We start from the raw sequence: 25224 nt of genomic DNA, 5'->3' as shown, positions 1-25224 counted from the left end.
GTTGATCGATGAATCAACTAGCTTTTTTATGTTTCCTTATAGAACGTGCATTTTTTCTGCTTCTCTATAGTCTTTTAGAACCGGACGTGGAGGCAATTTACCCATGAGGCTTACAATATAGATTGCGATAGAAGAGAAAATGAAGCCTGGCACAATTTCGTATAGTCCAAAGAATCCAAATTGTTTCCAAATGAGTACTGTTAAACCACCTACAACAATACCAGCGATACAGCCGTGACGCGTCATGCGTTTCCAGAACAAAGAGAACAAGATAGCTGGACCGAAGGCTGCGCCGAAGCCTGCCCAAGCATAGGCTACCATCGTCAAGATATAGCTGTCAGGGTCCATTGCCATATAGATGGCAACCAATGCCACTAGAAGTACTACGATACGGCTTACTAATACAAGCTCTTTATCGCTTGCTTTTGGATGGATGATATTAGCATAGAAGTCATTAGAAATAGCAGAGGCTGTTACTAACAACTGTGCAGAAGCGGTACTCATGATGGCTGCCAATACGGCGGACCAGATAAGCCCAGCTACAAATGGAGTAAAGAGGCGTTCTGTCATGATGAGGAATATTGTTTCCGCATCAGTGCCTACTAATTTATTTGGCAGCATGTAAACATGACCGATGAGACCTACTGCAATAGCTGCCATAAGGGATAAGATAACCCATACCATGGCGATATTCGTAGATTTCTTAAGTTCTTTCGCATCAGAGATAGCCATAAAGCGCACTAGGATGTGAGGTTGACCGAAGTAGCCAAGACCCCAACCGAGAGAAGAAATTAGGCCGATAGCCCAAGTAAACCAATCAGACGGATTACCAAACAAGCTAAGTCCTTGTGGGAACTCATGTTGGATGAGCTGGAATGTTTCTATAGGGCCACCCATATACATGGCTGCCGTAATTGGTACTGCCAAGATGGCAAAGAACATTAATGCGCCTTGAATACAGTCTGTCCAAGATACGGCGAGGAATCCGCCAAGGAAGGTATAAAATACGACGATACCAGCGGTGATGAAGAGGGATACGGTGTAATCAAGACCAAAGATGGTATTGAACAATTTGCCCCCTGCCACAAAGCCTGATGATGTATAAATCAAGAAGAAAATCAAGATAAATAAGGCGGAAATAACAGCTACCGAATGAGATTGATCGTGGAAACGATTCTTCAAATAATCCGGTAATGTCAAGCTATCACTGGCTACCTCGGTATGGTTACGCAAGCGTCTAGAAACAAATTTCCAGTTCGCCCATGTACCTAATGTGAGTCCTACGGCAATCCATACACCAGAAATCCCCGTTGTATACGCTAGGCCCGGTACCCCCATAAGCATCCAACCACTCATATCTGATGCTTCCGCACTAAGTGCTGTAATCCATGGTCCTAATTGTCGGCCACCGAGGATGTAATCACCAATGCTGTTTGATTTACGATAATAGTAGACCCCGATATACATCATGAGTCCTAGATATAAGGCAAAGGCGATAATAATCATTAAGTTGTCTTGTGTCATGCCTATATAAGACCTCCTTAGGTTCTAGTTATATTCTATAGTATAGTAAATAATTTTTATTGTACCACATATTAGTACTTTAGAGGGTAAAAAATTGGTGATATCAATAAGATTCCTATACTAATTTAGGCTATATACTTTAGAGATACGCATTAGCTGATTACTTATGAAATCATATATTAATAAGCCCCATACCAAATGAAATATGATAAAATAAAAGAATGAAAAAACGATATTTCGTATTGAGTGTACGAAATATTTGTCAGTAGAAATCGAAATTAATACTTATATTTCTGGAACGTGAAAGGAGGACCTTATGGAACAACAGGTAGGCGGAAAACAAGATGTATCTAAACAACATCAAGTTATGATGAAACAAGAAGCATTGCGCATGTTGGAGACCTACTTTGGGTATACCTCCTTTAGACCAGCCCAAGAGGCTCCTATTGCATCTTTGTTGCGGAACGAAGATGTAATTGGAATCATGCCGACAGGGGCTGGGAAGTCTATCTGTTTTCAGATTCCTGCGCTCTGTAAGGCGGGTTTGACTATTGTATTTTCTCCTCTCATTTCTCTTATGAAAGACCAAGTGGATGGTCTCTTAGTGCAGAATATACCAGCAGCGCTCATCAATAGTACACTTACACAATCTGAGTTTAATAAGACCATGTACGAAGTACGTAGTGGTAAGATTAAACTCTTATATATTGCACCAGAGCGGTTGAGTTCTAATTTTTTCTGTAATGTACTGCGAGCGTTACCGATTGCTCAAGTTATCGTGGACGAGGCTCACTGTATCTCTGAGTGGGGGCATGATTTTAGACCATCTTATCGCCTCATCGGCGAGTGGCTCAATTCATTGCCTAAGAGACCTATCGTGGGGGCTTTCACGGCGACGGCGACAAAATATGTAGAAAATGATATAAAAAAATTATTAGGCTTAGATAAGGCTAATGTATACGTGACGGGTTTTGATCGGCCTAATTTATCTTTCTCTGTTATCCGTACACCAAAGCGGATGGATTACGTTGTCCACTATGTGCGTCAGCACGCTAATGAAAATGGTATTATCTACTGTGCAACGCGTAAGGATGTAGATCGTGTGTATGAAAATTTAACTCGTGCGGGAATCAAAGCTGGCCATTACCACGGGGGGCTCAATGACGAGGTGCGCCGTGAAATGCAGAATGCCTACGCAGACGATAAATTACAGGTTATGGTGGCTACCAATGCCTTTGGTATGGGCATTGATAAAAGTAATGTACGTTATGTACTACATTATCAAATGCCACGTAATATGGAGTCCTATTATCAGGAGGCAGGACGAGCTGGCCGTGATGGGGCACCTGCTGAATGTATCTTGCTTTATAGTGGGCAGGATGTACAAGTTCATAAGTATTTGATTGAACAGTCTATCGAAACGCCGGAACGACAAAATGTGGAGTTACGCAAATTGCAGTCCATGATTGATTACTGTTTCTGTAGTAATTGCTTGCGTAAATATATGCTTAATTACTTTGGTGAAAGCACCGTTTGGACAACCTGTGATAATTGTAGCTCTTGTAAGGGTTCTGCTGATAAGGTCAATGTTACGAAAGAAGCAAAGGCTATTTTCCGTGCCATCATGGGCACCGATGAGCGATATGGAGCATCCATGATAACTTCTATTGTTCGCGGGGAGCGAACGGATCGTATTATGCGTGCTGGACATGATGCATTGCCTGTCTTTGGCTTACTGAGCAATGTAGATGAAAAATCTATTAAAGGACTTATTCAACAGTTTGTAGCATCTGGCTACTTGCGCAGTTCGACGGGAAAATACCCTGTGTTATCCTTAACGGCTGGTGCCGAGGAAGTATTAGCCGGTCGCAAAGAGGTGGAGGAAATTAGACAACATGTGTCTGTGCCTTCTCGCACTAGTAAGTCTGCTGCCTCAGTGGTGCGAGGAAAATCCAGCTCTACATCGGGCGGCTTATTTGAACATTTACGTCAACATCGCAAACACTTGGCAGAAAAAGCGGGTCTTAGACCGTATCTTATCTTCCCTGACACAGTACTCATAGATTTGGCAAATTTACGACCTACAACATTAGGTGAGTTTGGAAATGTTAAAGGCGTAGGGGAAGCAAAATTAAAAAAATATGGACTTACCTTTTTACAGGCTATTGCAGAATATAAGGGATAATAAATTTTACTGTATATATGGTAGTACTGTATATTTTTTAGTATGATAGTACTATATATTTTAGTAAGATTATCAAGATATACATTAGTATTTTTTGCTTATTATAAATAGATCTAGGGGGATAAATGAGCTTAGCAGATACACAATACCTCGGTATTATTGAAAATATTTTAGATCATGGCATTTATGGTCAAAATCGCACAGGCATTGCAACGTACAAATTGCCTCAACAAATCATGCAATTTGACTTGCAAGAGGAATTTCCAATTTTAACCACTAAATTTGTAGCTTTCAAAACAGCTGTAAAAGAATTATTGTGGATTTGGCAAATGCAGTCCAATGACGTGCGCAAATTGCAAGAAATGAATGTGCACGTATGGGATGAATGGATGCGTGAAGATGGTACTATTGGTAAAGCATACGGCTATCAAATTGCGAAGTATAAGCAATTAGACAAGCTCATCAAAACTATTAAAGAAGATCCTGATAGTCGCCGAATGATTGTAACCCTTTGGAATATTGAAGATTTAGATGACATGGCGTTGCAACCATGTGCGTATGAAACTTTATGGGATGTAGGGGATGGTTACTTGAACTGCATGCTCATCCAACGCAGTGGCGACATGGGGCTTGGCGTTCCATTTAATACGGCTCAATATGCGGCATTACAATGTATGATTGCTCAAGTAACCGGCCTAAAACCCGGTAAATTTACACATGTTATCAACAATGCTCACATCTATGAGAATCACGTAGATGCATTGCGTGAGCAATTAGCACGTCGCGATCAAGCGTTGTCTGCTCCAAAAATTATTGTGAATCCTGAGGTAAAAGACTTCTATGACTTCACACCAGAGGACATTACCTTAGATGGATATGAGCATTTAGGTAAATTATCCATGACTGTTGCTGTATAGCATTGTATTCATGACAATTGTTAAATAGCATAATATGTATGGCTATTGCTATATAGTATTGTGTTCATAGCCATTGCTAAATAGTATAATTTATGACTGTTGCCATATAGTATTAACCGAAAGAGGGCAGTATGTTAGCATTAATCGTAGCCGTAGCACATAATCGTGTAATCGGTAAAGATAATACTTTGATTTGGCATTTGCCAAATGATTTGAAATTCTTTAAGGAAAAAACAACGGGCCATGTTATCATCATGGGCCGTAAGACCTTTGAAAGCTTACCGTTTTTGTTGCCAAATCGTGAGCATTGGGTAATTACTCGTGATAAAGGCTTTGATGCACCAGAAGGTGTTAAGATTTTCCATAACCCTGAGGCGGCTGCTGAAGCCGCACGTGCTCTTGATGCGGCCTACGTTATTGGTGGTGCTCAAGTATACGAGGCCTTTCTACCTTATGTAGATACTATGTATATCACTGAAGTAGACCATGAATTTGATGGAGATGCATTTTTCCCTGAATTCTCAGAGGATGCTTTCACCATCGAATCCGTTGTAGACGGCATTGTGGATGAAAAGAATCAATATCCTCATCGTTTTGTAACCTATCGCAGAAAGGCAGCTAAATGAGTGAAAGAATGTTTGCCATTATCGGCAGTGAATTAAATGTTAAGCCAAAGCAGGTGCAAGCTGCCGTAGAATTGTTGGACGAAGGCAATACAGTGCCATTTATTGCACGGTATCGTAAAGAGGTAACGGGCGAATTGCAAGATGAGCAATTGCGCACCATTGAAGAACGCATTAAATACTTGCGCAACTTAGAAACACGGCGCCAAGAAATCATTGCTTCTATTACAGAGCAAGAAAAGATGACAGACGAGTTGATGAAGTCTTTGGAAGCTGCTACAAAGCTACAAGAGTTAGAGGATTTGTATTTACCGTACCGTCCAAAGAAACGTACGCGTGCTATGATTGCCCGTGAACGTGGATTAGAGCCATTGGCTGATATGATTATCAACGATACGGTTACCTCTGGAGATCCGTTAGAGATTGCAAAAGAATACATAACAGAAGAGGTTCCTACGCCAGAGGATGCCATACAAGGCGCTTCTGATATCGTAGCGGAAATTGTCAGTGATAGTGCAGACTTCCGGGCGTACTTGCGTAAGAAGATGTGGAATGAAGGCTTTATTCAAGCTGAATTGAGCGGTGAAGAGGAAGAACAACAACAATTCTTGCAATACGCTGAATATGCTGAGCCAGTTCGTCAAATGCCGTCTCACCGTATCTTGGCAGTAAATCGTGGCGAAAAATTAGGTGCTTTAAAACTAGCTCTAACTGTACCTGGCGATACTTATGTCGCTTATATGTTACAAAAGTTAGAGAAAAATCCTAAGTCTATCTTCGCAGAGTATAAAGCGGCTGCTGTAGCTGATGCGTACAAGCGTCTTATTTTCCCAGCTTTAGAGCGTGAAATCCGCAATGAATTGACGGAAAAAGCCGATGAGCAAGCTATCAAGGTATTCGGTGTAAATCTCAAAAATCTATTGTTACAACCACCATTGGCCGGACATGTTATCATGGGCCTTGACCCTGGTTACCGTACTGGCTGTAAAATGGCGATTATCGATCAACAAGGCAATGTGCTCGATTACGGTGCGTACTATTTAACAAATAGTGAAAAGCTTCGCAAGGAAGCTCAAAAGGTATTGGCTGATAAAATCCGTAAGTTTAAGGTTACTCTTTTATCTATCGGCAATGGTACTGCATCCTACGAAACAGAGCAATTTGCATCTACCATGATTGAAGAGGAACAATTAGATTGCCACTATATCATCACTAATGAAGCAGGTGCATCTGTATACTCTGCATCTAAATTAGCTATCGATGAGCTACCAGATTTAGATGTAACCATTCGCGGTGCCGTATCTATTGCACGCCGCGTACAAGATCCATTGGCTGAATCTGTTAAAATCGATCCAAAATCTATCGGCGTAGGTCAATATCAACATGATGTAAACCAAAAACAATTGACTCATACCTTAGATCAAGTGGTTGAAACTGTAGTAAACCATGTTGGGGTAGAGCTAAATACTGCATCCCCAGCTATTTTGCAACATGTTGCAGGCATTTCTAGTGCGGTGGCTAAAAATATTGTTGCATACCGTCAAGAGAATGGTGTATTTAAAAGCCGTAAGGAATTGCTAAAAGTGCCTCGTTTAGGCCCTGCCGCCTTTACTCAATGTGCGGGTTTCCTCCGCTTACAACATGGTAAAAATCCGTTGGATAATACATCTGTTCACCCAGAGTCTTATGAATTGGCAGAGCGCATCATTGGTGAGTTAGGCTTTACCTTAAAAGATTTGCAAGATAAATCTCAATTAGAAGCGTTGCAAGTTAAATTACCTCTTGTAGATGCTGAGAAAATGGCTGCTAAACTTGATGCAGGGGTACCAACCGTGCGAGATATACTCGGTGCACTGGCAAAACCAGGACGCGATCCTCGTGAGGATTTGCCAGCTCCATTGACAAGAAAACACGTAGTGAGCCTTGAAGATATTAAGGTGGGTACCATTGTAAAAGGTACCGTTCATAACGTAGTTGATTTCGGAGCTTTCGTAGACTTTGGGCTTAAAACGAATGGTTTATTACATCGCAGCGAGCTTTGCAACAGCCGTCAACATCCATCAGATGTGCTTGCTGTAGGTGATATTATCGAAGCACAAATTATTTCTGTTGATGTAAAACGCAATCGCATCGGTTTGTCTGTAAAAGCATTACAACCAGAAAAACCGAAGAATAACGATAATAACCGTAATAGAAATAATAACGGTCAGCTTCGAAATAATGATAACCGAAATAATAACCGTAATAATGGTGGACGTCAAAATGAGAATCACAATAATGGCTCTCGTAATAATGGGAGTCGTCGTAATTCATAATTTAATAGAAGTCTAGTTAATCTACATTAATAGATTTTAAATGATAGTCATTCTTGACTAAAAGTCATTATACTAAAAACCACACCCTCTATGGTTTTAGAGGGTGTGGTTTTTCTATATAGCTAAAATCTATGTATATTAATGCAGAATAGATATATCGAAAATAATATATCTGATTGAAAATTTTAGATATGAGGAGTATGATGAAATCAAAGAGGGGGAATTCCTAAATCATATTCCTAAAGAGGAGGTAATGCAATGAGCTTGAACCTTAAAGAAAGATATGGACTTTTAATTAATAATGAATGGGTAAAGGCATCTGACGGTGCTGAATTTAATGTATATAACCCTGCTAATGGCGAACAACTCGCTATCTGTGCAGAGGCGACGAATGATGATGTTGATAGAGCGGTAGAGTCTGCAACAGAAGCTTTCAAAACATGGAAAAAAGTATCTCAAGTAGAACGTGCCGATTATTTGTTAAAAATTGCGGATGCTATCGATGCGCATAAAGAACATTTGGCGCAAGTTGAAACATACGACAATGGTAAACCTATCCGCGAAACATTGAATGTGGATATTCCACTTGGGGCTGACCATTTCCGTTATTTTGCAGGCGTGTTTCGCTCCGAAGAAGGTTCTGCACAAGTATTTGATGAAAATACATTGAGCCTTATCGTGCGCGAACCAATTGGCGTTGTAGGCCAAGTTGTACCTTGGAACTTCCCATTCCTAATGGCCGCTTGGAAATTGGCTCCAGCTCTTGCAGCAGGATGTACAGTTGTTATCAAACCTTCTAGCCACACATCTCTTAGCTTATTAGAACTTGGCGATATTTTGAAAGAAATCTTGCCGCCAGGTGTTGTAAACATCGTAACTGGTAAAGGTTCTAAATCTGGTCAATATATCCTTGATCATCCTGGCTTTAGCAAACTTGCTTTCACAGGCTCTACAGAGGTAGGTCTTGATGTATATAAAGCAGCATCTGAACGCTTGATTCCTGCCACATTGGAATTAGGTGGTAAATCTGCGAATATCTTCTTTGACGATGCGAACTGGAAACAGGCTCTTGATGGGGCAATGCTTGGTATCCTCTTCAACCAAGGTCAAGTATGCTGCGCAGGTTCCCGTATCTTTGTACAAGATACAATTTATGATAAATTCGTAGCTGAACTTGCCACACTATTTGATAAGGTAAAAGTCGGTTTACCTTGGGAAGAATCTACACAACTTGGTTCCTTAATTTACGAAGATCAAGTGAACAAAGTACTTAGCTATGTAGACCTTGCAAAAGAAGAAGGTGCTCGCATTGTAGCCGGTGGTGTACGTGTTACTGATGGTGAACTTGGTAAAGGGTGCTTCGTAAGACCTACACTTATTGCAGATGCTACAAATGATATGCGCGTAGCTCGTGAAGAAATCTTCGGTCCTGTAGCCGTTGTAATTAAATTCCACAGCGAAGAAGAAGTGATTGAACAAGCTAATGACAGCCTATACGGTCTTGGCGGTGGCGTATTCACGCAAAACATCAACCGTGCTATCCGCGTAGCTCGCGGTATCGAAACAGGTCGTATGTGGGTAAATACATATAACTCTATCCCTGCAGGCGCTCCATTTGGCGGTTACAAACAATCCGGTATCGGACGTGAAACTCACAAAGTTATTCTTGAGCACTACACTCAAATGAAAAACATCATCGTAAACTTGAGCGACAAACCATCTGGTTTCTACGATTTAGATTAATAACATATAAACTTCTCTGATGAACTATAATAAAGAGGCACCTTGAAAGAGGTGCCTCTTTATTAATATTGAGATAAACGGAATATTTTTCTATACGCCTCTGGTGCATTAGAACCATCAGAAGGTTTTATAATAACTCTAATATATATATCTTCTTTGAAGTCTGGATATGTTGTTGCATATTCTTTGCAGAATTGATCCATTCGATTGTAAAAATTTGTTACATCTTGGTTTTGTATGGCCGAATAGGGAATAGGCATTTCAATATACAAAGAAGATGTATCGTATGTAGCATAGGATAACTCCTCTGCTGTTAGATAATTCTTCATTAATGGGAATGCAGTTATTAACGGGATGTTGGTTATCAGTATTCGCTCCACTTGTGGTACAACAGGTGCAGAGGTATGCAAGGCCTCAGATATTTCAATGGGCATTTGTGGATATTTGTCAAAGGTGACTTGCCATCTATTGTTCCTATGAGACTCTAAGTGATATGTTAGATTAGGATAATCCTCATTTATATATTGTTGTACCTCATCTTCACTATAATGTGAGAGAAGATGACAACCCGTTGTTAGTATGAGGGATAGTATAATCAGTGGCAATAATATAAATCGTTTTAGGGTAAAAGGTTTCATTGTATATTCCTTTTATACTACTTTAGGAAGTTTAGTAAATCGTAATTGCTTAACAGGCATTGTTTAATTTATTGGCGGAATTTTGGAGTACACTATTTTAATTATATTATATCTAAATTAAATGTTTACTCATATAGCTGATTAATACCACACAACTCTCAATAAACCATAATAAAGAAGTAGCCCGAAAGAGGTGTTTTTTGTACTTAAGAATAGTCTATTATATGTAAAAGTATAGTGTATGTTATAATTGTAGCCATATAAAATCGTGTTATTTATAGAGGGCTATTATGAATTTGAAGAGAGTAATTAAATGGATTGGATATATTATTGGCATAATAGTAGTGCTTTATATACTCATATTGGGAGTATTGATATATTTCTTGGCAAGTGGTGACTTTAAAAATAGTTTGATTTATTTAAGTGATCTTCAAGAGAGTGGATTATATTATGGCAATGAAAACCGTAAGATTGCTGATAATGTAGTTGCTGTTCATGAGGTGGATAATAAACTCTATTACATAACGTTAGACGGTATTGGTATTTTTGATGAAAATGTAAGTTTACTAGATGCTTGGAATAAAAATCTTAATAAATATAATACTTTCATTCCTCGGATAGATTCTAAAGAAACACAATTTAATGTAAGTCTTGATCAGTTATACCCTAATATTCCTAGTCTTGATGAAAGTGATAGAGATATATGGCATGAGATCTTTTATGATAGTGAGAAACGATATACAGGTCCAAACGCTGGATATACTATAAAGTTACCTTTCTATGTATCGTATAGAAAGGAAGACTTGATTAAGCATAATGATATAGTAGATCTTTCTACAGGGACTATTATTGGTGAGTATGGTAGTGAGCATATTTTAAGAAATAATGCTTATTATAATTTTGAATTCGGGAAATTGACTAAAATTGATTTCTATCAGAAGGCTATATATAGCTATTATTCTGATAATCTTGATATAGGTCGGTTTAGCAAGAATAATGCAGGTGATGAGAGATATGAATCTTATGCACGAAATGAGTTAAATAAAGTAAGAACGAAAGATATAGAGGTATTAACTAATTTACTAAATCAACGATTCATCGTGTTTAATTCCTTTAACGAGTTTTCTGATTTTGATAAAATTACCTTTGAAGCATTAACCATTGATGCAATTAAAAATCGGAAGGCATTGCAGTTAGGGCCGTTAGAAAACCAGACACTTCGTCAGTATTTGAGTCGGTAACCATATAGTGGAAGGTGGAAGATGAATAAACTTGAAATATTAGGATATATTTGGATTTTTATATCTATGTCGTTATCTATGGGATTATATAAACTTGAGATTCGTAATCATCCAATTGATAAAAAACATGAATATATAAAAGAACATAGGATTTTTGGTAGCTTAACAAAGTATTTATCAATAATTTCTATTATAAGTTTGGTGATATTAAATCTTAAATTTTTAATTGATAAAGATTATAAATTTATAGTGAATTATGGCAGTATTTGGTTGTTTTTCTTTTTTTTAACAATGCTTACAGGGTTTTGTCAGAAGAGAGACAGCGTATATTTTAAACGGAGTCTTATTGCTATAGTTTCTGTGTTGTTTGGTATGATCGTGTTTGCTTATGCATTTAGGAAAGTACTATTTTAATAGACCATATACCAACTCAGATATTATTAAAATAATGTTGTTTTGTGTGGGCACTTATGGAATGATTTTTAGAAATTAAAAATCATTAAAAGGCAGTATAAATCATGATTCAGTTAGATTATCTATTAATTATAGGAATATTCCTTAGTGTTTTACTTTTTCTTTTGGTTGGCGTATTTCACTATAGTAAATCTAAACTTTTAAAGAGACTCAATATTTGGTTTTTAATAATACTTAGCGTTTTATTAAGTTATTTATTATATCCCTTATATGAATTGACTGATTATAGAGAAGAATTTACGACATTAGTTATTATTGCTGCGATAATCATTAAAATAATTATCAATTTATCTATATTTATAATCGCTGATCAAATAAGAACGAAATGGATTTCTAAATTACTATTAATTATATGGGTTGTTCTTGTTGAATGCTTGTATACGCCTATTCATTTGTCATATCTTGTTTTGTTATGCGTATCAGGTGGAATTGTGTTGATTGAACATTTTAAGGGGAAAAGAAATCCTATTTAGCTTAGATTCAGAATTACTTTTATAGCGCTCACCATCGAAATATGATATACTAATTAAATGCGCATAGTTCGTGCGCGATAGGAGGAAACACATTTAGATGTTAGAAAAATTTGAACAATTAATGATTAGCGAACCTGTTCTAAGAGCGTTAAACGATATGGGCTTTGAAGAGCCTACGCCAATTCAACAGGAAGCTATCCCAGTTGCCATGAGCGGTAAGGACATGATCGGTCAGGCTCAAACAGGTACTGGTAAGACAGCAGCATTTGGCTTGCCTGTATTGGAACGCGTAGACGGGAATGAGCGTCACGTTCAAGTAGTTATTTTATCCCCTACACGAGAATTAGCTATTCAAGTAGCTGAAGAGCTTAACAAAATGGCTCAGTACACGAATATTACAGCACTGCCAATCTATGGTGGTCAAGATATTAATCGTCAGTTCCGTGCCTTGAAAAAGAACCCTCAAATCATCGTTGCCACTCCTGGCCGATTGATGGATCATATGGATCGTGGTTCTATTAAATTTGACCATGTGAAAGTTGTGGTATTGGACGAAGCCGACGAAATGTTAAATATGGGCTTTGTTGATGACATCAATAAAATCTTGGGTGCTATCCCAGAAGACCATCAAACATTGTTGTTCTCTGCAACTATGCCTAAAGCTATCCAACAATTAGCTGAAACATATTTGACAGAGCCAACATTGATTCGCATGAAACCGACTCAAGTTACGATGGACTTGATCGAACAATACTATATCGAAGTGCAAGACCGTCAAAAATTCGATGTTCTTTGTCGTTTGTTTGATATCCAAACACCTGAACTTGCTATTATCTTTACGCGTACAAAACGTCGTGTTGATGAAGTGACAGAAGGTCTTAAGAAACGTGGTTACATGGCGGAAGGCATCCATGGCGACTTGTCTCAACAAAAACGGGACAGCGTAATTCGCCAATTCCGCGAAGGTACTATTGATATTCTCGTGGCTACAGATGTGGCAGCTCGTGGTCTTGATATTTCTGGCGTATCTCACGTATATAATTATGATATGCCTCAAGATCCTGAAAGCTACACACACCGCGTAGGTCGTACAGGTCGTGCCGGTAAAGCAGGTCAAGCTTTCACGTTCGTTATCCCTCGTGAAATGGAGCATTTACATGCTATCGAGCGTTTAACAAAACGTAAAATTGCACGTCGTCGTGCACCTTCCTTAGGTGAAGTTCTTGAAGGTCAACAACGTTTGGCAATTGAAAGCCTCGTTGAAATGACAGATAATCTAGAAGCATTGGCGCCTTTCAAATCTAGTGCTGAGGAATTGTTGAATGATACAGATTCCGTAACACTTTTGGCAGCAGCTCTTAAATTGTTAACAAAAGAACCAGATACTACTCCTGTAAATATTACAGAAGAAAAACCATTGCGCGTACGCCGTCGTCGTGAAAGTGGTCGAAGTGATCGCCGCCGTCGTGATGGTGAACGTCGTCGTGATGACCGCCCACGTCGCAGTCGCGATGATCGTAGAAGTGATCGTCGCAATGACCGTAAAGGTGACCGCCGCAGAGATGAGCGTAAATTTGATCGTCCGCGTGGAGAGAAAAAAACTCGCCATCAAAGTGAAGGTTTTAAACCTTACTTTAAAGACTAATAGGATGTGGATTGCTTCTGGGCAATCCACATTTTTTATTACTTAATAGTTAATACTATTTATCTTGATAAGTATTGAGAATTTTGGTATAATAAATAATAATTATTTCTTGTAAACGGTCGATAATGGCCTATGCCTTATAGATTTCCAAGTGGAGAAAGGTAGATTATTATGGATATCGCACAAATTTTGCGTAGCCAGGGGTTTAAAGTAACCCCACAACGTATTGCGATTTATGATGCTTTGCGTGGTCATCATGATCATCCAACAGCAGAGATGTTGTATCATACGTTGCGCCCAGAACATCCAAGCATGAGTTTGGCTACAGTGTACAAGACGATGGAGATTTTTGAAAAAATCGGTCTTGTTAAAATTCTAGAAGTTGGTGATGAGCGCGCTCATTACGATTGGGACACACAAGCTCATTCCCATATCCGTTGCATTCGTTGTAATAAGGTAGAGGACATGATGGGTATTGATTTGAAAGCTATCAAAACGATTGCTGATCAAGGTAGTGAATATCAAATTACAGGTCAACATATTACCTTCGAAGGTGTTTGTCCTGAGTGTGCAAAAAAAGAAAGTCATTAATAGATAACCCCTGTTGTTGAAGGGCTCCTTCACGGCAGGGGTTATATTAGTTATCATATATCTTTATCTATTAGTGTTATAGAATAGCTATAGTAACAAAAATAGCTATAAGCATAATACAATAGATATTAGAGTTAGGCGTTTTATAATTATAAAATTGTAGAAATCGTATAGTCATATATAGAGGAGTATTATGTTTGTAATAGGCAGTCACTCATCAATTAGCAAAGGTTATTTACATATGGGCAAGGAAGCGACTAAAATTGGGGGCAATACGTTCCAATACTTTACTCGCAACCCTCGTGGTGGTAGTATGCGAGCTCTCGATGTTGAGGATATGAATAACCTTAGTGCATATATGAAAGAACATAACTTTGGTACCTTGTTGGCCCATGCACCGTATACCTATAACCCATGTGCCGCTAAAGAGGATTTACGCGCTTTTGCGAAGCAATCTATGATGGAAGATTTAGAGCGTATGGAACATTTGCCAGGTCAAATGTATAACTTTCACCCTGGTAGCCATGTGAAGCAAGGCGTAGATCAAGGTATTGAGTACATTGTAGAGTGCTTGAATGAAATCTTATTCCCAGGTATGAAGACAACAGTCCTCTTGGAAGTAATGGCTGGTAAGGGTACAGAAATTGGCTCTCGTTTTGAAGAAATTGCACGCATCATCGATGGCGTAAAACTAAAAGAGTACATGGGTGTGTGTGTTGATACTTGCCATATTCACGAAGGGGGTTATGATATCGTACATAATCTCGATGGCGTTATTGACGAGTTCGATCGAATTGTAGGTCTTGATCGTTTGAAAGCCATTCATTTGAATGACTCTAAAAATCCTATGGGTGCTCATAAAGATCGTCATGAAAAAATTGGGGAAGGACATATTGGTATCGATGCTATTGCTCGCGTTGTAACACATCCTAAATTGACGAACTTGCCATTCTACTTGGAAACACCAAATGAATTGGACGGTTACGCAAAGGAAATTGCTATGCTACGCTCTATCGTAGAAAATAAATAATTAAAATACAGATGTTAATTTAGTTATATAATAAATATGTAGAATACCTGATGCTATACTAGTTATTGCAAATACATAAAGTTATTAAAACTATTAAGGCTATTAAAGCTATATAAAGTTATTGAATTTCTATAAACTTATGGGACTAACAGCTTGTTTTGGCATTTGAATTCATACATTGTGTAAGGTATAGGGAGAACTGGAAAGGGGGACAAAATGCGTTTTTTACATACTGCTGATTGGCATTTAGGGCGTATTTTTTATGGCCAGTACTTAACAGAGGACCAAGCTCATGTGTTGGAACATCAGTTTTTTAATATTTTGAAAGATGAAAACATCGATGGCATATTGCTTGCAGGGGATATTTTTGATAGAGCGGTGCCACCCATTGAAGCTATCGAATTGTGGGACTCCATCATCACTCGTCTCGCTATGGACTACAAGGTGCCTCTCTTTGTGGTGAGCGGTAATCACGATGGGGCAGAACGTCTTGAAGTGGGACGCTCTATGTTGAGTCAATCGGGTATCCATATTTGGGGCTCTCCTCATCACGCGTTGAAGCCTTTTGAATTTGAAGGGACAGATGGCAAGGTGGCTATTTGTCCTATGCCTTTTAGTGAGCCCCGACGCATAGGGGAGGCTTTATTTGCTGATGTAGAGTCTACTAATACAGAAACTACCAATATTGAAATTGCTGACATAGTAACACCGTGTTATGAACAAAATTGCGAAAGCGCTTTGAATCTGCACAATTATGACCAAATGTATCAGGCTTGGAGTAATTACTTGTATAAACAAGTGCCTAAGGGGATGCGCAGTATCGCCATTAGCCATGCCTTTGTTATGGGCGGTGAAGTAGGGGGCTCAGAGCGTACCTTGTCTGTAGGTGGTAGTGAACAGGTAAATCCTCAAGTCTTTAAAGACTTTCACTATACTGCCTTGGGACATTTGCATGGGCCTCAGCGAATGGGAGCTGATCATATTCGCTATAGTGGATCCCCATTAAAATATTCCTTTGATGAACATATGCAGAAGAAGTCTTTTACCATCATTGATATGGATACAAAGGGGAACGTAGATATTAACACGATTCCTGTAGAGGCGAAGCGAGACGTAGTCATTTTGGAAGGATATTTTGAAGACCTGTTAAATGATAAAGCATTGCAGGCTAAACATAGGGATGATTATGTACAAGCCCGTTTACTTGATACGATGCCGATTATGGATGGAATGGCTAAACTGCGCCAGGTATATCATCGTTGTATGACCATTGATCTAGTTGGTCGCGTGGCAGGGCCTATAGCAGATATGGGTGAGGCAATTTTCAAAGAATTAAATGAACGGGATCTATTTAATCAGTTTGCAGAAATTGTGTGGAAGGAACCTTTAACAGAGAAAGAACAGCAATATATCAACTCTGTATGGAACCGAATTCTTAAGGAGGACTAAATGAAGCCTATATCATTAACTATAGAAGCCTTTGGTCCGTATCGTGATTCGGTCACTTTAGATTTTAATGAGCTCCAAGACCATTCCATGTTTCTCATTGCTGGTCCTACGGGGGCAGGGAAAACATCAATCTTAGATGCCATAGTGTATGCCTTGTATGGTGAGCCGAGTGGAGAAGTACGCAAAACAGATGCTATTCGCAGTGACTTTGCAGAACCTCATCGTATGACTCGTGTCGATTTCTCCTTTGCTATTGGCAATGCACAATATCGTGTTGAACGATTACCGAAACAGATGGTAGCAAAGAAACGTGGTACAGGGATGCGTGAGCAGAATGCTAGCGCTACTGTATATGAGAAGAAAGATGGTGAGTGGAAGGTCATTGCTACCTCGGCTGTCGCCATTCGCGATACTATTCAGCAAATTATAGGATTTCGTAAGGATCAGTTCTTACAAGTTGTGCTATTACCTCAAGGGGAATTCCGAAAGTTGCTAGTGGCCTCTACGAGTGAACGTGAGGAATTACTACATACACTTTTTAGAACGGAGCTATATCGAAAATTACAAGAAGCACTGAAGGCTGCTTATGATGAAGCAAAGGCAGGTATTGAAGAAAATCTAACTAAGCAAACTGCATTTATGCAGTCTATCCCTCATGATGGAGCGACTCCAATGGTAACCATTGAGCATGTGCGTGAGTTACTAGCAAATCGGGGCCCACATCGAGATGCTCTCGCGGTAGAACGAGATGAGGCAGTAACCGTGGTAGAACAGTTTAATGTGCTCCGAAATCAATGGTCTTTATATAATCAGGCTCAACAATCTCTTGCTGAGGCTACTTCGAAACTTGACATGGTGAAAGCAAGGGAAACTGAGCGTGTAAATCTAAGCGAAAAGGTTCAGTTCCTTAACTCTTTGGCACCAACTCATGAATTATATAAACAATATATTGAGAAACAAGCTATATTAAAAACTTTAGAACAGGCCCTTTCAGATGCGAAAGAACATGTAGAACTAGCAACTCAACATGAGGCTAAATGTTTAGATTTATACAGTGACTTAGAAGGTCGAGCTGAAAGTATACAAGATAAAAGAACTACTTTGGCTCAATTTCAACAACAAGCAGAGAAGTTTAATGAATTAGATGTATTGAAAAAGGAATTGTCCACATTACAGAGTAATTTAGAAGAATTAGATAGTAAAAAAAGCGAAGATGCCTTAGCTAAACAACGGAAGCTTGTAAAGACTTTAGAAAACGACTTAGAAGCTTTGCGTAAACAGTTACAAGATAATAATAAATTTTTAGAGAATACTACTGTTATTCAAGGGCAACTAAATGATTTATATAGATATTCTGAATTGCTAGAAGAAATTAATAAGGTACAAAAAGAAATCGACGATAAAGGTCAAACGTTAGCGTCTTTAGATGAAACCTTGCAGGTTGCAAAGGTACATCTTGAACGATTAGAGCATCTAATGCAAGAAGGACGTGCCTTTGAGCTAGTTCATTTAGTTGTAGATAATGAGCCTTGTCCGGTTTGTGGCTCTACAGATCATCCACGGTTAGCTGCTAAGCCGGAGATGTATCCGACTAAGGATGAAATTGAAGAGGCTCGCAAAACCCGTGACGTGGCACTGCAAAAGCAAGCTAGCGAAGTGGGACAACAGAAAACATTAGATGCTCGTCTTAAGGAGTTAGCTAAGTTAGAAGTAGAACAATGTTCCAAACTTAAGTCATCTATGGATGGTTTTTCTAAGAAAAACTTTACATCTGTTCAACAAGATTTGTTGACTAAAATGGAGCGACTTACAGCTTTACATGGTGAGTCTGAATTGTTGAGTAAGACTATAGCTGACAATGAACATAAGTTAAAAGTAGCTAGAGATAAGTTAGCAACTTTAGAACTTGCCCATAATGAATTACTTAAAAATCTACACGACCTAGAAATTCGTATTAGCTCAGTACAAGCTAATATTGATGCTCTATCTAAAACCTTACCAATCACGGATATAGATGCATGGCAAAAACAGTTAGAGTCATTGGATAGTGATATTACGGTCTACGATGAGCAGGTGAAAGTTAGCAAAACTAATTTAGATACTGCTCGAGAACAATTGAATGCCAAACGCGGGCGCTTAGAAACTTTGTCCTCTCAAGTAAAAGAAGAAACAAAAAATCTTATTTTGATGTATAAGAACTATACAAAGTCATTACAATCCATTTCTTTAACAGAGAATGATTTTGTAGAGTCTTTACGTGAGATTAAAGAGATAGAGATCTATAGAACACAGCTGAACGTTTTGACTGAAGCCTTTAATAAAGCACAAGCTGTATATGATGCGGCATTAAAAGCCACAGAAACTGTGGTTAAGCCAAGTGATACTATTACTGATGAAATTTATTCTACAGCAGTAGAGCATCGGGATACACTAGTAGGTAATCTTGCGGCATGGGATAAAGAAACAAAGCATATTGAAACTACGCTTAACTCATTAGAAGAACTTGAAACTGCTATGGGTAAGGCTCGTGAAAAGGTGAAGTTCTTAAGCCGATTAAATGATCTCGCTAATGGTGGGGAGCAAGGCTTTAAAAATGTTACCTTTGAACGCTATGTACTGGGGGCGATTTTAGATGAGGTTGTATATGCTGCTAATTTACGACTTCAAAAGATGAGTCGCAACAGATATTCCTTGGAAAGATCCGACTATACAGGTGGTGGGCGTGGCAAGCAAGGCCTCGATTTGGCGGTTATGGATGCTTTTACAGGCCAATCTAGACCAGCAAATACCTTATCTGGTGGTGAAACATTCTTGGCCTCTATGGCGCTTGCCTTGGGATTAGCGGATGTTATCCAAAGCTATGCTGGTGGCATCCATATGGATACGATGTTTATTGATGAAGGTTTTGGTACACTCGATCCAGATACATTGGAACTCGCCATGGAAACATTGTTACAGTTGCAATCGTCAGGACGTCTCATTGGGATTATTTCTCATGTACCTGAGTTAAAGTCTCGTATACCTGCTCATTTAGAAGTGACTCGAGGTGACGACGGTAGTACGGCAAAATTTGTTATTAACTAGATATCATAAACTAGATATAGATTTGCCAAATGTGTTACTATAAAAAGAGGAGAATTCCTACAAAAACATCCTGTATTTACGAAGGGGGTTCTATGAAGTTTTCGTTTGCTCATAATAATATAAATGTTAAAGACCTTGATAAAAGTCTAGCATTCTATAAAGAGGCATTATTGCTCGAGAAGTCTCGTCGTTTGGAAGACCCAAGCGGTGCTTTTACCCTCGTGTATTTAAAAAGTCCTTATACAGCACATGAATTAGAACTTACATGGTTGCGTGACTGGGATCGTCCTTATAATTTAGGGGATAATGAATTCCACTTGGCATTCTATGTAGATGACTATGAAGCGGCTCTTAAAAAGCATAAAGAAATGGGTGTTGTTGCTTATGAGAATGCTGATATGGGTATTTATTTCATAGCAGATCCAGATGGATATTGGACAGAAATCATTCCGGCGGGGAAATATTAATGGAATATATGTTAACCCGTTTAGAGTGGTTGGTTGGTCCCAATAAAATCCAAACATTAAGAGACACGTCTATCGCGCTCTTTGGTGTAGGTGGCGTAGGCGGTGGTGCCCTTGAGGCATTAGTGAGAGCTGGTGTAGGTCGCATTGTTATTATCGATGGAGATTCTATAGCGCCTAGCAATTTGAACCGTCAAATGATTACGACTCATAATACGATTGGGGAACGTAAGGTAGAGGTAGCAAAGACACGAGCTCTTGCTATCAATCCTGATGTGGTGATAGAAACTCATGATATTATGTATACTGAGGAAAACTATCCTGGATTTATTCAAAGCTTGAACGTTGATTATGTTATCGACGCCATCGATATGGTAACGGCGAAACTTAATATCATTGAGGTTTGTCAACGTGAAAGCATCCCTGTTATTTCTTGTATGGGCGGAGGTAATCGCTTTTACCCAGAAAAACTTATGATTGCAGATATCAATAAGTCTCATACATGTCCTTTGGCACGCGTTATGCGTCGGGAACTCAAAAAACGGGGTATAAAAAAACAATTAGTTTTATTTTCTACTGAAAAACCGAAAAAACCACAGTTCCGTGGTGATGCCACAAGTCCTGGGACATGTAGTTTTGTGCCACCCGTGGCAGGTTTTATATTAGCAGCACATGTGTTGCGTACAATTTTGGAGGTACCTGAACAATGAAAAAAGCGAAAATCCATATGGCTGACGGCGGCGATATCGTAATTGAATTATTTGAAAAAGAAGCGCCTGGCACAGTACAAAACTTTATCGACTTGATTAACAAAGGCTTCTACAATGGTCTTCGTTTTCACCGTGTAATTCCTGGTTTCGTAGCACAAGGTGGTTGTCCTAATGGTAATGGTACAGGCGGTCCTGGTTATACAATTAAAGATGAATTAGTTGGCAATCCGCATAAACATGAGCGCGGTGCTTTATCTATGGCTCACCGTGGCCCTAATACTGGTGGTAGTCAGTTCTTTATTGTATATGAGCCACAACCTCATTTAGATGGTGTACATACTATATTTGGTAAAGTCATTGAAGGTATGGATGTAGTTGATGGTATCCAACAAGGTGCTATCATGGAAACTGTAGAAGTAATCGAAGGTTAATCTCATGAATGAAGTATCTATTAAACATCCAGAATGGCTATATATCGATGTAAATGGTAAAACATCATATGGGTATGACCAAGAGTGGTTCACTGATGAGTGGCAACGCTTGTCTGGTTGTGGGCCTACATCGGCATCACAAGTATTGGGCTATTCGCTATTTAGGGATGGCTTATTAGATCTAGAAACCACATCCGACCAAACGCTTGCTTTAGAACGGATGAACTTAGTTTGGAAATATGTAAAGCCACGTTTTGGTGGTGGTGTTTATAAAACTCAATGGATGGAACGTGGTCTTACTCGCTTACTCGAGGATAAAGGCCTATCTTATGATGTACATATGTTGAATGTATCTCCGTTCTGTGCATCACGCGTAGAGGTGGAGGCTGCAGCTCAGTTTATACATGATGCATTGGCACAGGATGTGCCTGTAGCATTTTTAAATCGTCATAAAGGAAAAGAAAAGGCTCTTTATACATGGCATTGGGTTCCGATTCACAAGATGTTTATGGACGGTGATGATATCCGCTGTGGCATCTTTGATGAAGGTGAAATTCGTGATTTTTCTTTGGCGAATTGGATGAAAGACACTATTTTAGGTGGTGGATTCTGTTACATTAGTCGCAAAGAGTAAGTAACAGGATAATTAAAGTAATATATATACGCATCGCAGTGATTTGCGATGCGTATTGTAGTATAAATAGTAGGAGGTACTACATGAGTCAATGGATTACTGAGGAACAAACACCTCACTTACGTCTAAGCGCTGAAGCGGAAGAAGTGCTTTACTCTGGGGAATCTGAGTTTCAAAAAATTGAAGTTTTTAAATCAAAAGAGTATGGTATGATGCTCGCTTTAGATGGTGTTTTTCAAACATCTGAGCGTGAAGAGTTTATCTATCATGAAATGATGAGCCATATCCCTTTGTTCTTACATCCTAATCCTGAGCGCGTTTTGATTATCGGTGGTGGTGATGGTGGCGTAGCTAGAGAATGTGTACGTCATGATTGTGTAAAAGAAGTAACAATGGTTGAAATCGATGGTAAGGTTGTAGAGTTGGCAAAACAATATCTACCAACTATTGCTAAAGCTATGATTGAAAACCACCCTAAATTGACTGTAAAAATTGGTGATGGTATTGGTTTCATGGCAGAAGCAGAAGATTACTATGATGTAATTATCGTGGATTGTTCCGATCCAATCGGTCCTGGTGAAGGCTTATTTACAGAAGAATTCTATAAGAATACATTAAAAGCTTTGAAAGCTGATGGCTTGTTTGTACAACAAACAGAATCTCCGATGTTACATCAACCATTAGTGGAAAAAGTTTTTGGTTACGTTAATAGCCATTTCCCAATTGCTCGCTTATATACAGCTTTCATTCCAATCTATCCTGCAGGGATGCATTGTTTCACCTTGGGGTCCAAAACATTTGATCCTCTAACATGGACTCCAAACCGAGAACAAAACTTTGAAACTAAGTACTATAATGCAGACATTCAAAAAGCTGCTTTTGCATTGCCAAATTTTGTAAAAAATTATTTGCCAACTAAGTAAATAATGTGTATAATGGGGAAGCACCATTTGTGAAACGAAAGTTTCCGATAGTGCTTCCTTATTTATATGGGGATTAAAGGGCTTATATTAGAGATAACACAATTAAAAGTTTCGTTTGTAAAAATTAATGAAATTGAGAAAAAGGTGTTGACACAAATCTCTAGAAAAGATATAATTCTCTTTGTTACGAAGACAATGTCTTCGATACCTACAAGGTGGTGGGTATGGTGAAGCGGTTAACACGGCGGATTGTGGCTCCGTTACGCGTGGGTTCGATCCCCACTACTCACCCCATAACCTACACATCGTAATCACTGTAGGGGTGTCGCCAAGTGGTAAGGCAACGGACTTTGACTCCGTTATGCGCTGGTTCGATCCCAGCCACCCCTGCCAACATGACTCACTAGCTCAGTTGGCAGAGCACCTGACTTTTAATCAGGGTGTCCCGCGTTCGAGTCGCGGGTGAGTCACCAAATTAAAACTCACAAACTTCGGTTTGTGAGTTTTCTATCTCTATTTTTAGAGATTTTGGTTATGATTGTGAGTATAAATTTAATCAAAAATCGGTTGAAAAATCTTTGGAAAAGAGGTTGACGATTTAAGGTTAGATTGATATACTATACAAGTCGTTAGGGCGCAGAACTAACGTAACAGATCTTTGAAAACTGAACAATGATAGGTAATCAATCATAACGATTGAACATATGCCAGAGTGCGGGTTTTGACATAGTCAAAACCAACCATAATTCAAAGTTACTTAAAAGTAACGACAACAAATAATGAGCTATTCAAATAGCTTCAAGATATCTTGGAGAGTTTGATCCTGGCTCAGGACGAACGCTGGCGGCGTGCTTAACACATGCAAGTCGAACGAAGAGCGATGGAAGCTTGCTTCTATCAATCTTAGTGGCGAACGGGTGAGTAACGCGTAATCAACCTGCCCTTCAGAGGGGGACAACAGTTGGAAACGACTGCTAATACCGCATACGATCTAATCTCGGCATCGAGGATAGATGAAAGGTGGCCTCTACATGTAAGCTATCACTGAAGGAGGGGATTGCGTCTGATTAGCTAGTTGGAGGGGTAACGGCCCACCAAGGCGATGATCAGTAGCCGGTCTGAGAGGATGAACGGCCACATTGGGACTGAGACACGGCCCAGACTCCTACGGGAGGCAGCAGTGGGGAATCTTCCGCAATGGACGAAAGTCTGACGGAGCAACGCCGCGTGAGTGATGACGGCCTTCGGGTTGTAAAGCTCTGTTAATCGGGACGAAAGGCCTTCTTGCGAATAGTGAGAAGGATTGACGGTACCGGAATAGAAAGCCACGGCTAACTACGTGCCAGCAGCCGCGGTAATACGTAGGTGGCAAGCGTTGTCCGGAATTATTGGGCGTAAAGCGCGCGCAGGCGGATAGGTCAGTCTGTCTTAAAAGTTCGGGGCTTAACCCCGTGATGGGATGGAAACTGCCAATCTAGAGTATCGGAGAGGAAAGTGGAATTCCTAGTGTAGCGGTGAAATGCGTAGATATTAGGAAGAACACCAGTGGCGAAGGCGACTTTCTGGACGAAAACTGACGCTGAGGCGCGAAAGCCAGGGGAGCGAACGGGATTAGATACCCCGGTAGTCCTGGCCGTAAACGATGGGTACTAGGTGTAGGAGGTATCGACCCCTTCTGTGCCGGAGTTAACGCAATAAGTACCCCGCCTGGGGAGTACGACCGCAAGGTTGAAACTCAAAGGAATTGACGGGGGCCCGCACAAGCGGTGGAGTATGTGGTTTAATTCGACGCAACGCGAAGAACCTTACCAGGTCTTGACATTGATGGACAGAACCAGAGATGGTTCCTCTTCTTCGGAAGCCAGAAAACAGGTGGTGCACGGTTGTCGTCAGCTCGTGTCGTGAGATGTTGGGTTAAGTCCCGCAACGAGCGCAACCCCTATCTTATGTTGCCAGCACGTTAGGGTGGGAACTCATGAGAGACTGCCGCAGACAATGCGGAGGAAGGCGGGGATGACGTCAAATCATCATGCCCCTTATGACCTGGGCTACACACGTACTACAATGGGAGTTAATAGACGGAAGCGAGATCGCGAGATGGAGCAAACCCGAGAAACACTCTCTCAGTTC

19 protein-coding genes, 3 tRNA genes, 1 rRNA gene and 1 pseudogene (1 of these 24 running past the window's edge) are annotated in these 25224 nt (G+C 39.7%); 22 read left to right on the top strand and 2 right to left on the bottom strand.

The features are described from left to right. Positions 1 to 36 precede the first annotated feature (36 nt). A complete protein-coding gene (gene putP / locus ACGHIY_RS07305; RefSeq protein WP_287529332.1) occupies positions 37 to 1524 on the bottom strand; it encodes a sodium/proline symporter PutP in 1488 nt (495 codons plus the stop codon). A gap of 316 nt (positions 1525 to 1840) precedes the next feature. Between putP and recQ the strand changes: the two genes are divergently transcribed. The 5 genes from recQ to ACGHIY_RS07280 all read left to right on the top strand — a co-directional run bounded on the left by recQ (position 1841) and on the right by ACGHIY_RS07280 (position 9307). After that, the gene (recQ, locus tag ACGHIY_RS07300) at positions 1841 to 3709 is read left to right on the top strand and encodes a DNA helicase RecQ (protein WP_287529334.1); all 1869 of its coding nucleotides are present in this window, start codon (positions 1841 to 1843) and stop codon (positions 3707 to 3709) included. Between the two features lie 125 nt (positions 3710 to 3834). Continuing rightward, complete coding sequence (locus ACGHIY_RS07295; protein ID WP_390525444.1) at positions 3835 to 4626, top strand: thymidylate synthase; 792 nt, start codon at positions 3835 to 3837, stop codon at positions 4624 to 4626. Between the two features lie 131 nt (positions 4627 to 4757). Further along, entirely contained in the window at positions 4758 to 5252 is a 495-nt protein-coding gene (locus ACGHIY_RS07290; protein WP_008715045.1) for a dihydrofolate reductase, read from the top strand. Further along, complete coding sequence (locus tag ACGHIY_RS07285; RefSeq protein ID WP_243624563.1) at positions 5249 to 7564, top strand: Tex family protein; 2316 nt, start codon at positions 5249 to 5251, stop codon at positions 7562 to 7564. Before ACGHIY_RS07290 ends, ACGHIY_RS07285 begins: the two co-directional genes overlap by 4 nt. 258 nt (positions 7565 to 7822) lie before the next feature. After that, a complete protein-coding gene (locus tag ACGHIY_RS07280) occupies positions 7823 to 9307 on the top strand; it encodes an aldehyde dehydrogenase family protein (RefSeq protein WP_390525443.1) in 1485 nt (494 codons plus the stop codon). 62 nt (positions 9308 to 9369) lie between these two features. On the opposite strand, the gene ACGHIY_RS07275 is transcribed toward ACGHIY_RS07280, so the two are convergent. Then, positions 9370 to 9945 carry a hypothetical protein gene (locus ACGHIY_RS07275; RefSeq protein WP_390525442.1) on the bottom strand — a complete coding sequence of 192 codons (576 nt, stop codon included), beginning with the start codon at positions 9943 to 9945 and terminating at the stop codon, positions 9370 to 9372. A gap of 290 nt (positions 9946 to 10235) precedes the next feature. Between ACGHIY_RS07275 and ACGHIY_RS07270 the strand changes: the two genes are divergently transcribed. The 17 genes and pseudogenes from ACGHIY_RS07270 to ACGHIY_RS07190 form a co-directional block, all read left to right on the top strand. Continuing rightward, positions 10236 to 11186 carry a hypothetical protein gene (locus tag ACGHIY_RS07270; protein ID WP_390525441.1) on the top strand — a complete coding sequence of 317 codons (951 nt, stop codon included), beginning with the start codon at positions 10236 to 10238 and terminating at the stop codon, positions 11184 to 11186. 21 nt (positions 11187 to 11207) lie between these two features. Beyond that, complete coding sequence (locus tag ACGHIY_RS07265; protein WP_024061604.1) at positions 11208 to 11600, top strand: hypothetical protein; 393 nt, start codon at positions 11208 to 11210, stop codon at positions 11598 to 11600. Between the two features lie 630 nt (positions 11601 to 12230). Next, the gene (locus ACGHIY_RS07260) at positions 12231 to 13778 is read left to right on the top strand and encodes a DEAD/DEAH box helicase (protein ID WP_120055955.1); all 1548 of its coding nucleotides are present in this window, start codon (positions 12231 to 12233) and stop codon (positions 13776 to 13778) included. A 171-nt stretch (positions 13779 to 13949) separates the two neighbouring features. Then, complete coding sequence (locus ACGHIY_RS07255; RefSeq protein ID WP_004695325.1) at positions 13950 to 14369, top strand: Fur family transcriptional regulator; 420 nt, start codon at positions 13950 to 13952, stop codon at positions 14367 to 14369. Positions 14370 to 14562: 193 nt separating this feature from the next. Then, on the top strand, positions 14563 to 15399 hold the full coding sequence (locus tag ACGHIY_RS07250) for a deoxyribonuclease IV (protein ID WP_390525440.1): 837 nt from the start codon (positions 14563 to 14565) through the stop codon (positions 15397 to 15399). A gap of 216 nt (positions 15400 to 15615) precedes the next feature. Continuing rightward, on the top strand, positions 15616 to 16848 hold the full coding sequence (locus tag ACGHIY_RS07245; RefSeq protein WP_390525439.1) for an exonuclease SbcCD subunit D: 1233 nt from the start codon (positions 15616 to 15618) through the stop codon (positions 16846 to 16848). Then, positions 16849 to 17445: pseudogene (locus ACGHIY_RS07240) on the top strand (AAA family ATPase); the annotation flags it as partial. Positions 17446 to 19035: 1590 nt separating this feature from the next. Continuing rightward, a complete protein-coding gene (locus tag ACGHIY_RS07235; RefSeq protein WP_390525773.1) occupies positions 19036 to 19932 on the top strand; it encodes an SbcC/MukB-like Walker B domain-containing protein in 897 nt (298 codons plus the stop codon). Between the two features lie 92 nt (positions 19933 to 20024). Next, entirely contained in the window at positions 20025 to 20399 is a 375-nt protein-coding gene (locus tag ACGHIY_RS07230; protein ID WP_390525438.1) for a VOC family protein, read from the top strand. Further along, positions 20399 to 21106 carry a ThiF family adenylyltransferase gene (locus ACGHIY_RS07225; RefSeq protein ID WP_008715071.1) on the top strand — a complete coding sequence of 236 codons (708 nt, stop codon included), beginning with the start codon at positions 20399 to 20401 and terminating at the stop codon, positions 21104 to 21106. The genes ACGHIY_RS07230 and ACGHIY_RS07225 overlap by 1 nt, the downstream gene beginning before the upstream one ends. After that, a complete protein-coding gene (locus tag ACGHIY_RS07220) occupies positions 21103 to 21537 on the top strand; it encodes a peptidylprolyl isomerase (RefSeq protein WP_390525437.1) in 435 nt (144 codons plus the stop codon). Before ACGHIY_RS07225 ends, ACGHIY_RS07220 begins: the two co-directional genes overlap by 4 nt. 4 nt (positions 21538 to 21541) lie before the next feature. Then, positions 21542 to 22171 carry a hypothetical protein gene (locus tag ACGHIY_RS07215; RefSeq protein ID WP_118091589.1) on the top strand — a complete coding sequence of 210 codons (630 nt, stop codon included), beginning with the start codon at positions 21542 to 21544 and terminating at the stop codon, positions 22169 to 22171. An 83-nt stretch (positions 22172 to 22254) separates the two neighbouring features. Continuing rightward, entirely contained in the window at positions 22255 to 23094 is an 840-nt protein-coding gene (gene speE / locus ACGHIY_RS07210) for a polyamine aminopropyltransferase (protein WP_004695340.1), read from the top strand. Positions 23095 to 23312: 218 nt separating this feature from the next. Further along, a tRNA-His gene (locus tag ACGHIY_RS07205) sits at positions 23313 to 23388 on the top strand. Between the two features lie 24 nt (positions 23389 to 23412). Next, positions 23413 to 23487: transfer RNA gene (locus tag ACGHIY_RS07200), tRNA-Gln, on the top strand. A 4-nt stretch (positions 23488 to 23491) separates the two neighbouring features. Continuing rightward, positions 23492 to 23567, top strand: a tRNA-Lys gene (locus ACGHIY_RS07195). A gap of 332 nt (positions 23568 to 23899) precedes the next feature. Beyond that, positions 23900 to 25224, top strand: a 16S ribosomal RNA gene (locus tag ACGHIY_RS07190) (it continues 239 nt past the right edge of the window).

Origin of the sequence: Veillonella parvula (assembly GCF_042850485.1) — a bacterium.
Classification (GTDB): Bacteria; Bacillota; Negativicutes; order Veillonellales; family Veillonellaceae; genus Veillonella; species Veillonella parvula_Q.
This window is presented reverse-complemented; position numbering and strand designations above follow the sequence as displayed.

Bases quoted from the DNA above. Each gene is read 5' to 3' on its own strand.
- recQ (WP_287529334.1), top strand. From the start codon at position 1,841: ATGGAACAACAGGTAGGCGGAAAACAAGATGTATCTAAACAACATCAA.
- ACGHIY_RS07245 (WP_390525439.1), top strand. From the start codon at position 15,616: ATGCGTTTTTTACATACTGCTGATTGGCATTTAGGGCGTATTTTTTAT.
- putP (WP_287529332.1), bottom strand. From the start codon at position 1,524: ATGACACAAGACAACTTAATGATTATTATCGCCTTTGCCTTATATCTA.
- ACGHIY_RS07290 (WP_008715045.1), top strand. From the start codon at position 4,758: ATGTTAGCATTAATCGTAGCCGTAGCACATAATCGTGTAATCGGTAAA.
- ACGHIY_RS07250 (WP_390525440.1), top strand. From the start codon at position 14,563: ATGTTTGTAATAGGCAGTCACTCATCAATTAGCAAAGGTTATTTACAT.
- ACGHIY_RS07285 (WP_243624563.1), top strand. From the start codon at position 5,249: ATGAGTGAAAGAATGTTTGCCATTATCGGCAGTGAATTAAATGTTAAG.
- ACGHIY_RS07260 (WP_120055955.1), top strand. From the start codon at position 12,231: ATGTTAGAAAAATTTGAACAATTAATGATTAGCGAACCTGTTCTAAGA.
- ACGHIY_RS07295 (WP_390525444.1), top strand. From the start codon at position 3,835: ATGAGCTTAGCAGATACACAATACCTCGGTATTATTGAAAATATTTTA.
- ACGHIY_RS07255 (WP_004695325.1), top strand. From the start codon at position 13,950: ATGGATATCGCACAAATTTTGCGTAGCCAGGGGTTTAAAGTAACCCCA.
- ACGHIY_RS07215 (WP_118091589.1), top strand. From the start codon at position 21,542: ATGAATGAAGTATCTATTAAACATCCAGAATGGCTATATATCGATGTA.
- ACGHIY_RS07220 (WP_390525437.1), top strand. From the start codon at position 21,103: ATGAAAAAAGCGAAAATCCATATGGCTGACGGCGGCGATATCGTAATT.
- ACGHIY_RS07275 (WP_390525442.1), bottom strand. From the start codon at position 9,945: ATGAAACCTTTTACCCTAAAACGATTTATATTATTGCCACTGATTATA.
- speE (WP_004695340.1), top strand. From the start codon at position 22,255: ATGAGTCAATGGATTACTGAGGAACAAACACCTCACTTACGTCTAAGC.
- ACGHIY_RS07230 (WP_390525438.1), top strand. From the start codon at position 20,025: ATGAAGTTTTCGTTTGCTCATAATAATATAAATGTTAAAGACCTTGAT.
- ACGHIY_RS07225 (WP_008715071.1), top strand. From the start codon at position 20,399: ATGGAATATATGTTAACCCGTTTAGAGTGGTTGGTTGGTCCCAATAAA.
- ACGHIY_RS07270 (WP_390525441.1), top strand. From the start codon at position 10,236: ATGAATTTGAAGAGAGTAATTAAATGGATTGGATATATTATTGGCATA.
- ACGHIY_RS07265 (WP_024061604.1), top strand. From the start codon at position 11,208: ATGAATAAACTTGAAATATTAGGATATATTTGGATTTTTATATCTATG.
- ACGHIY_RS07280 (WP_390525443.1), top strand. From the start codon at position 7,823: ATGAGCTTGAACCTTAAAGAAAGATATGGACTTTTAATTAATAATGAA.
- ACGHIY_RS07235 (WP_390525773.1), top strand. From the start codon at position 19,036: ATGTATAAGAACTATACAAAGTCATTACAATCCATTTCTTTAACAGAG.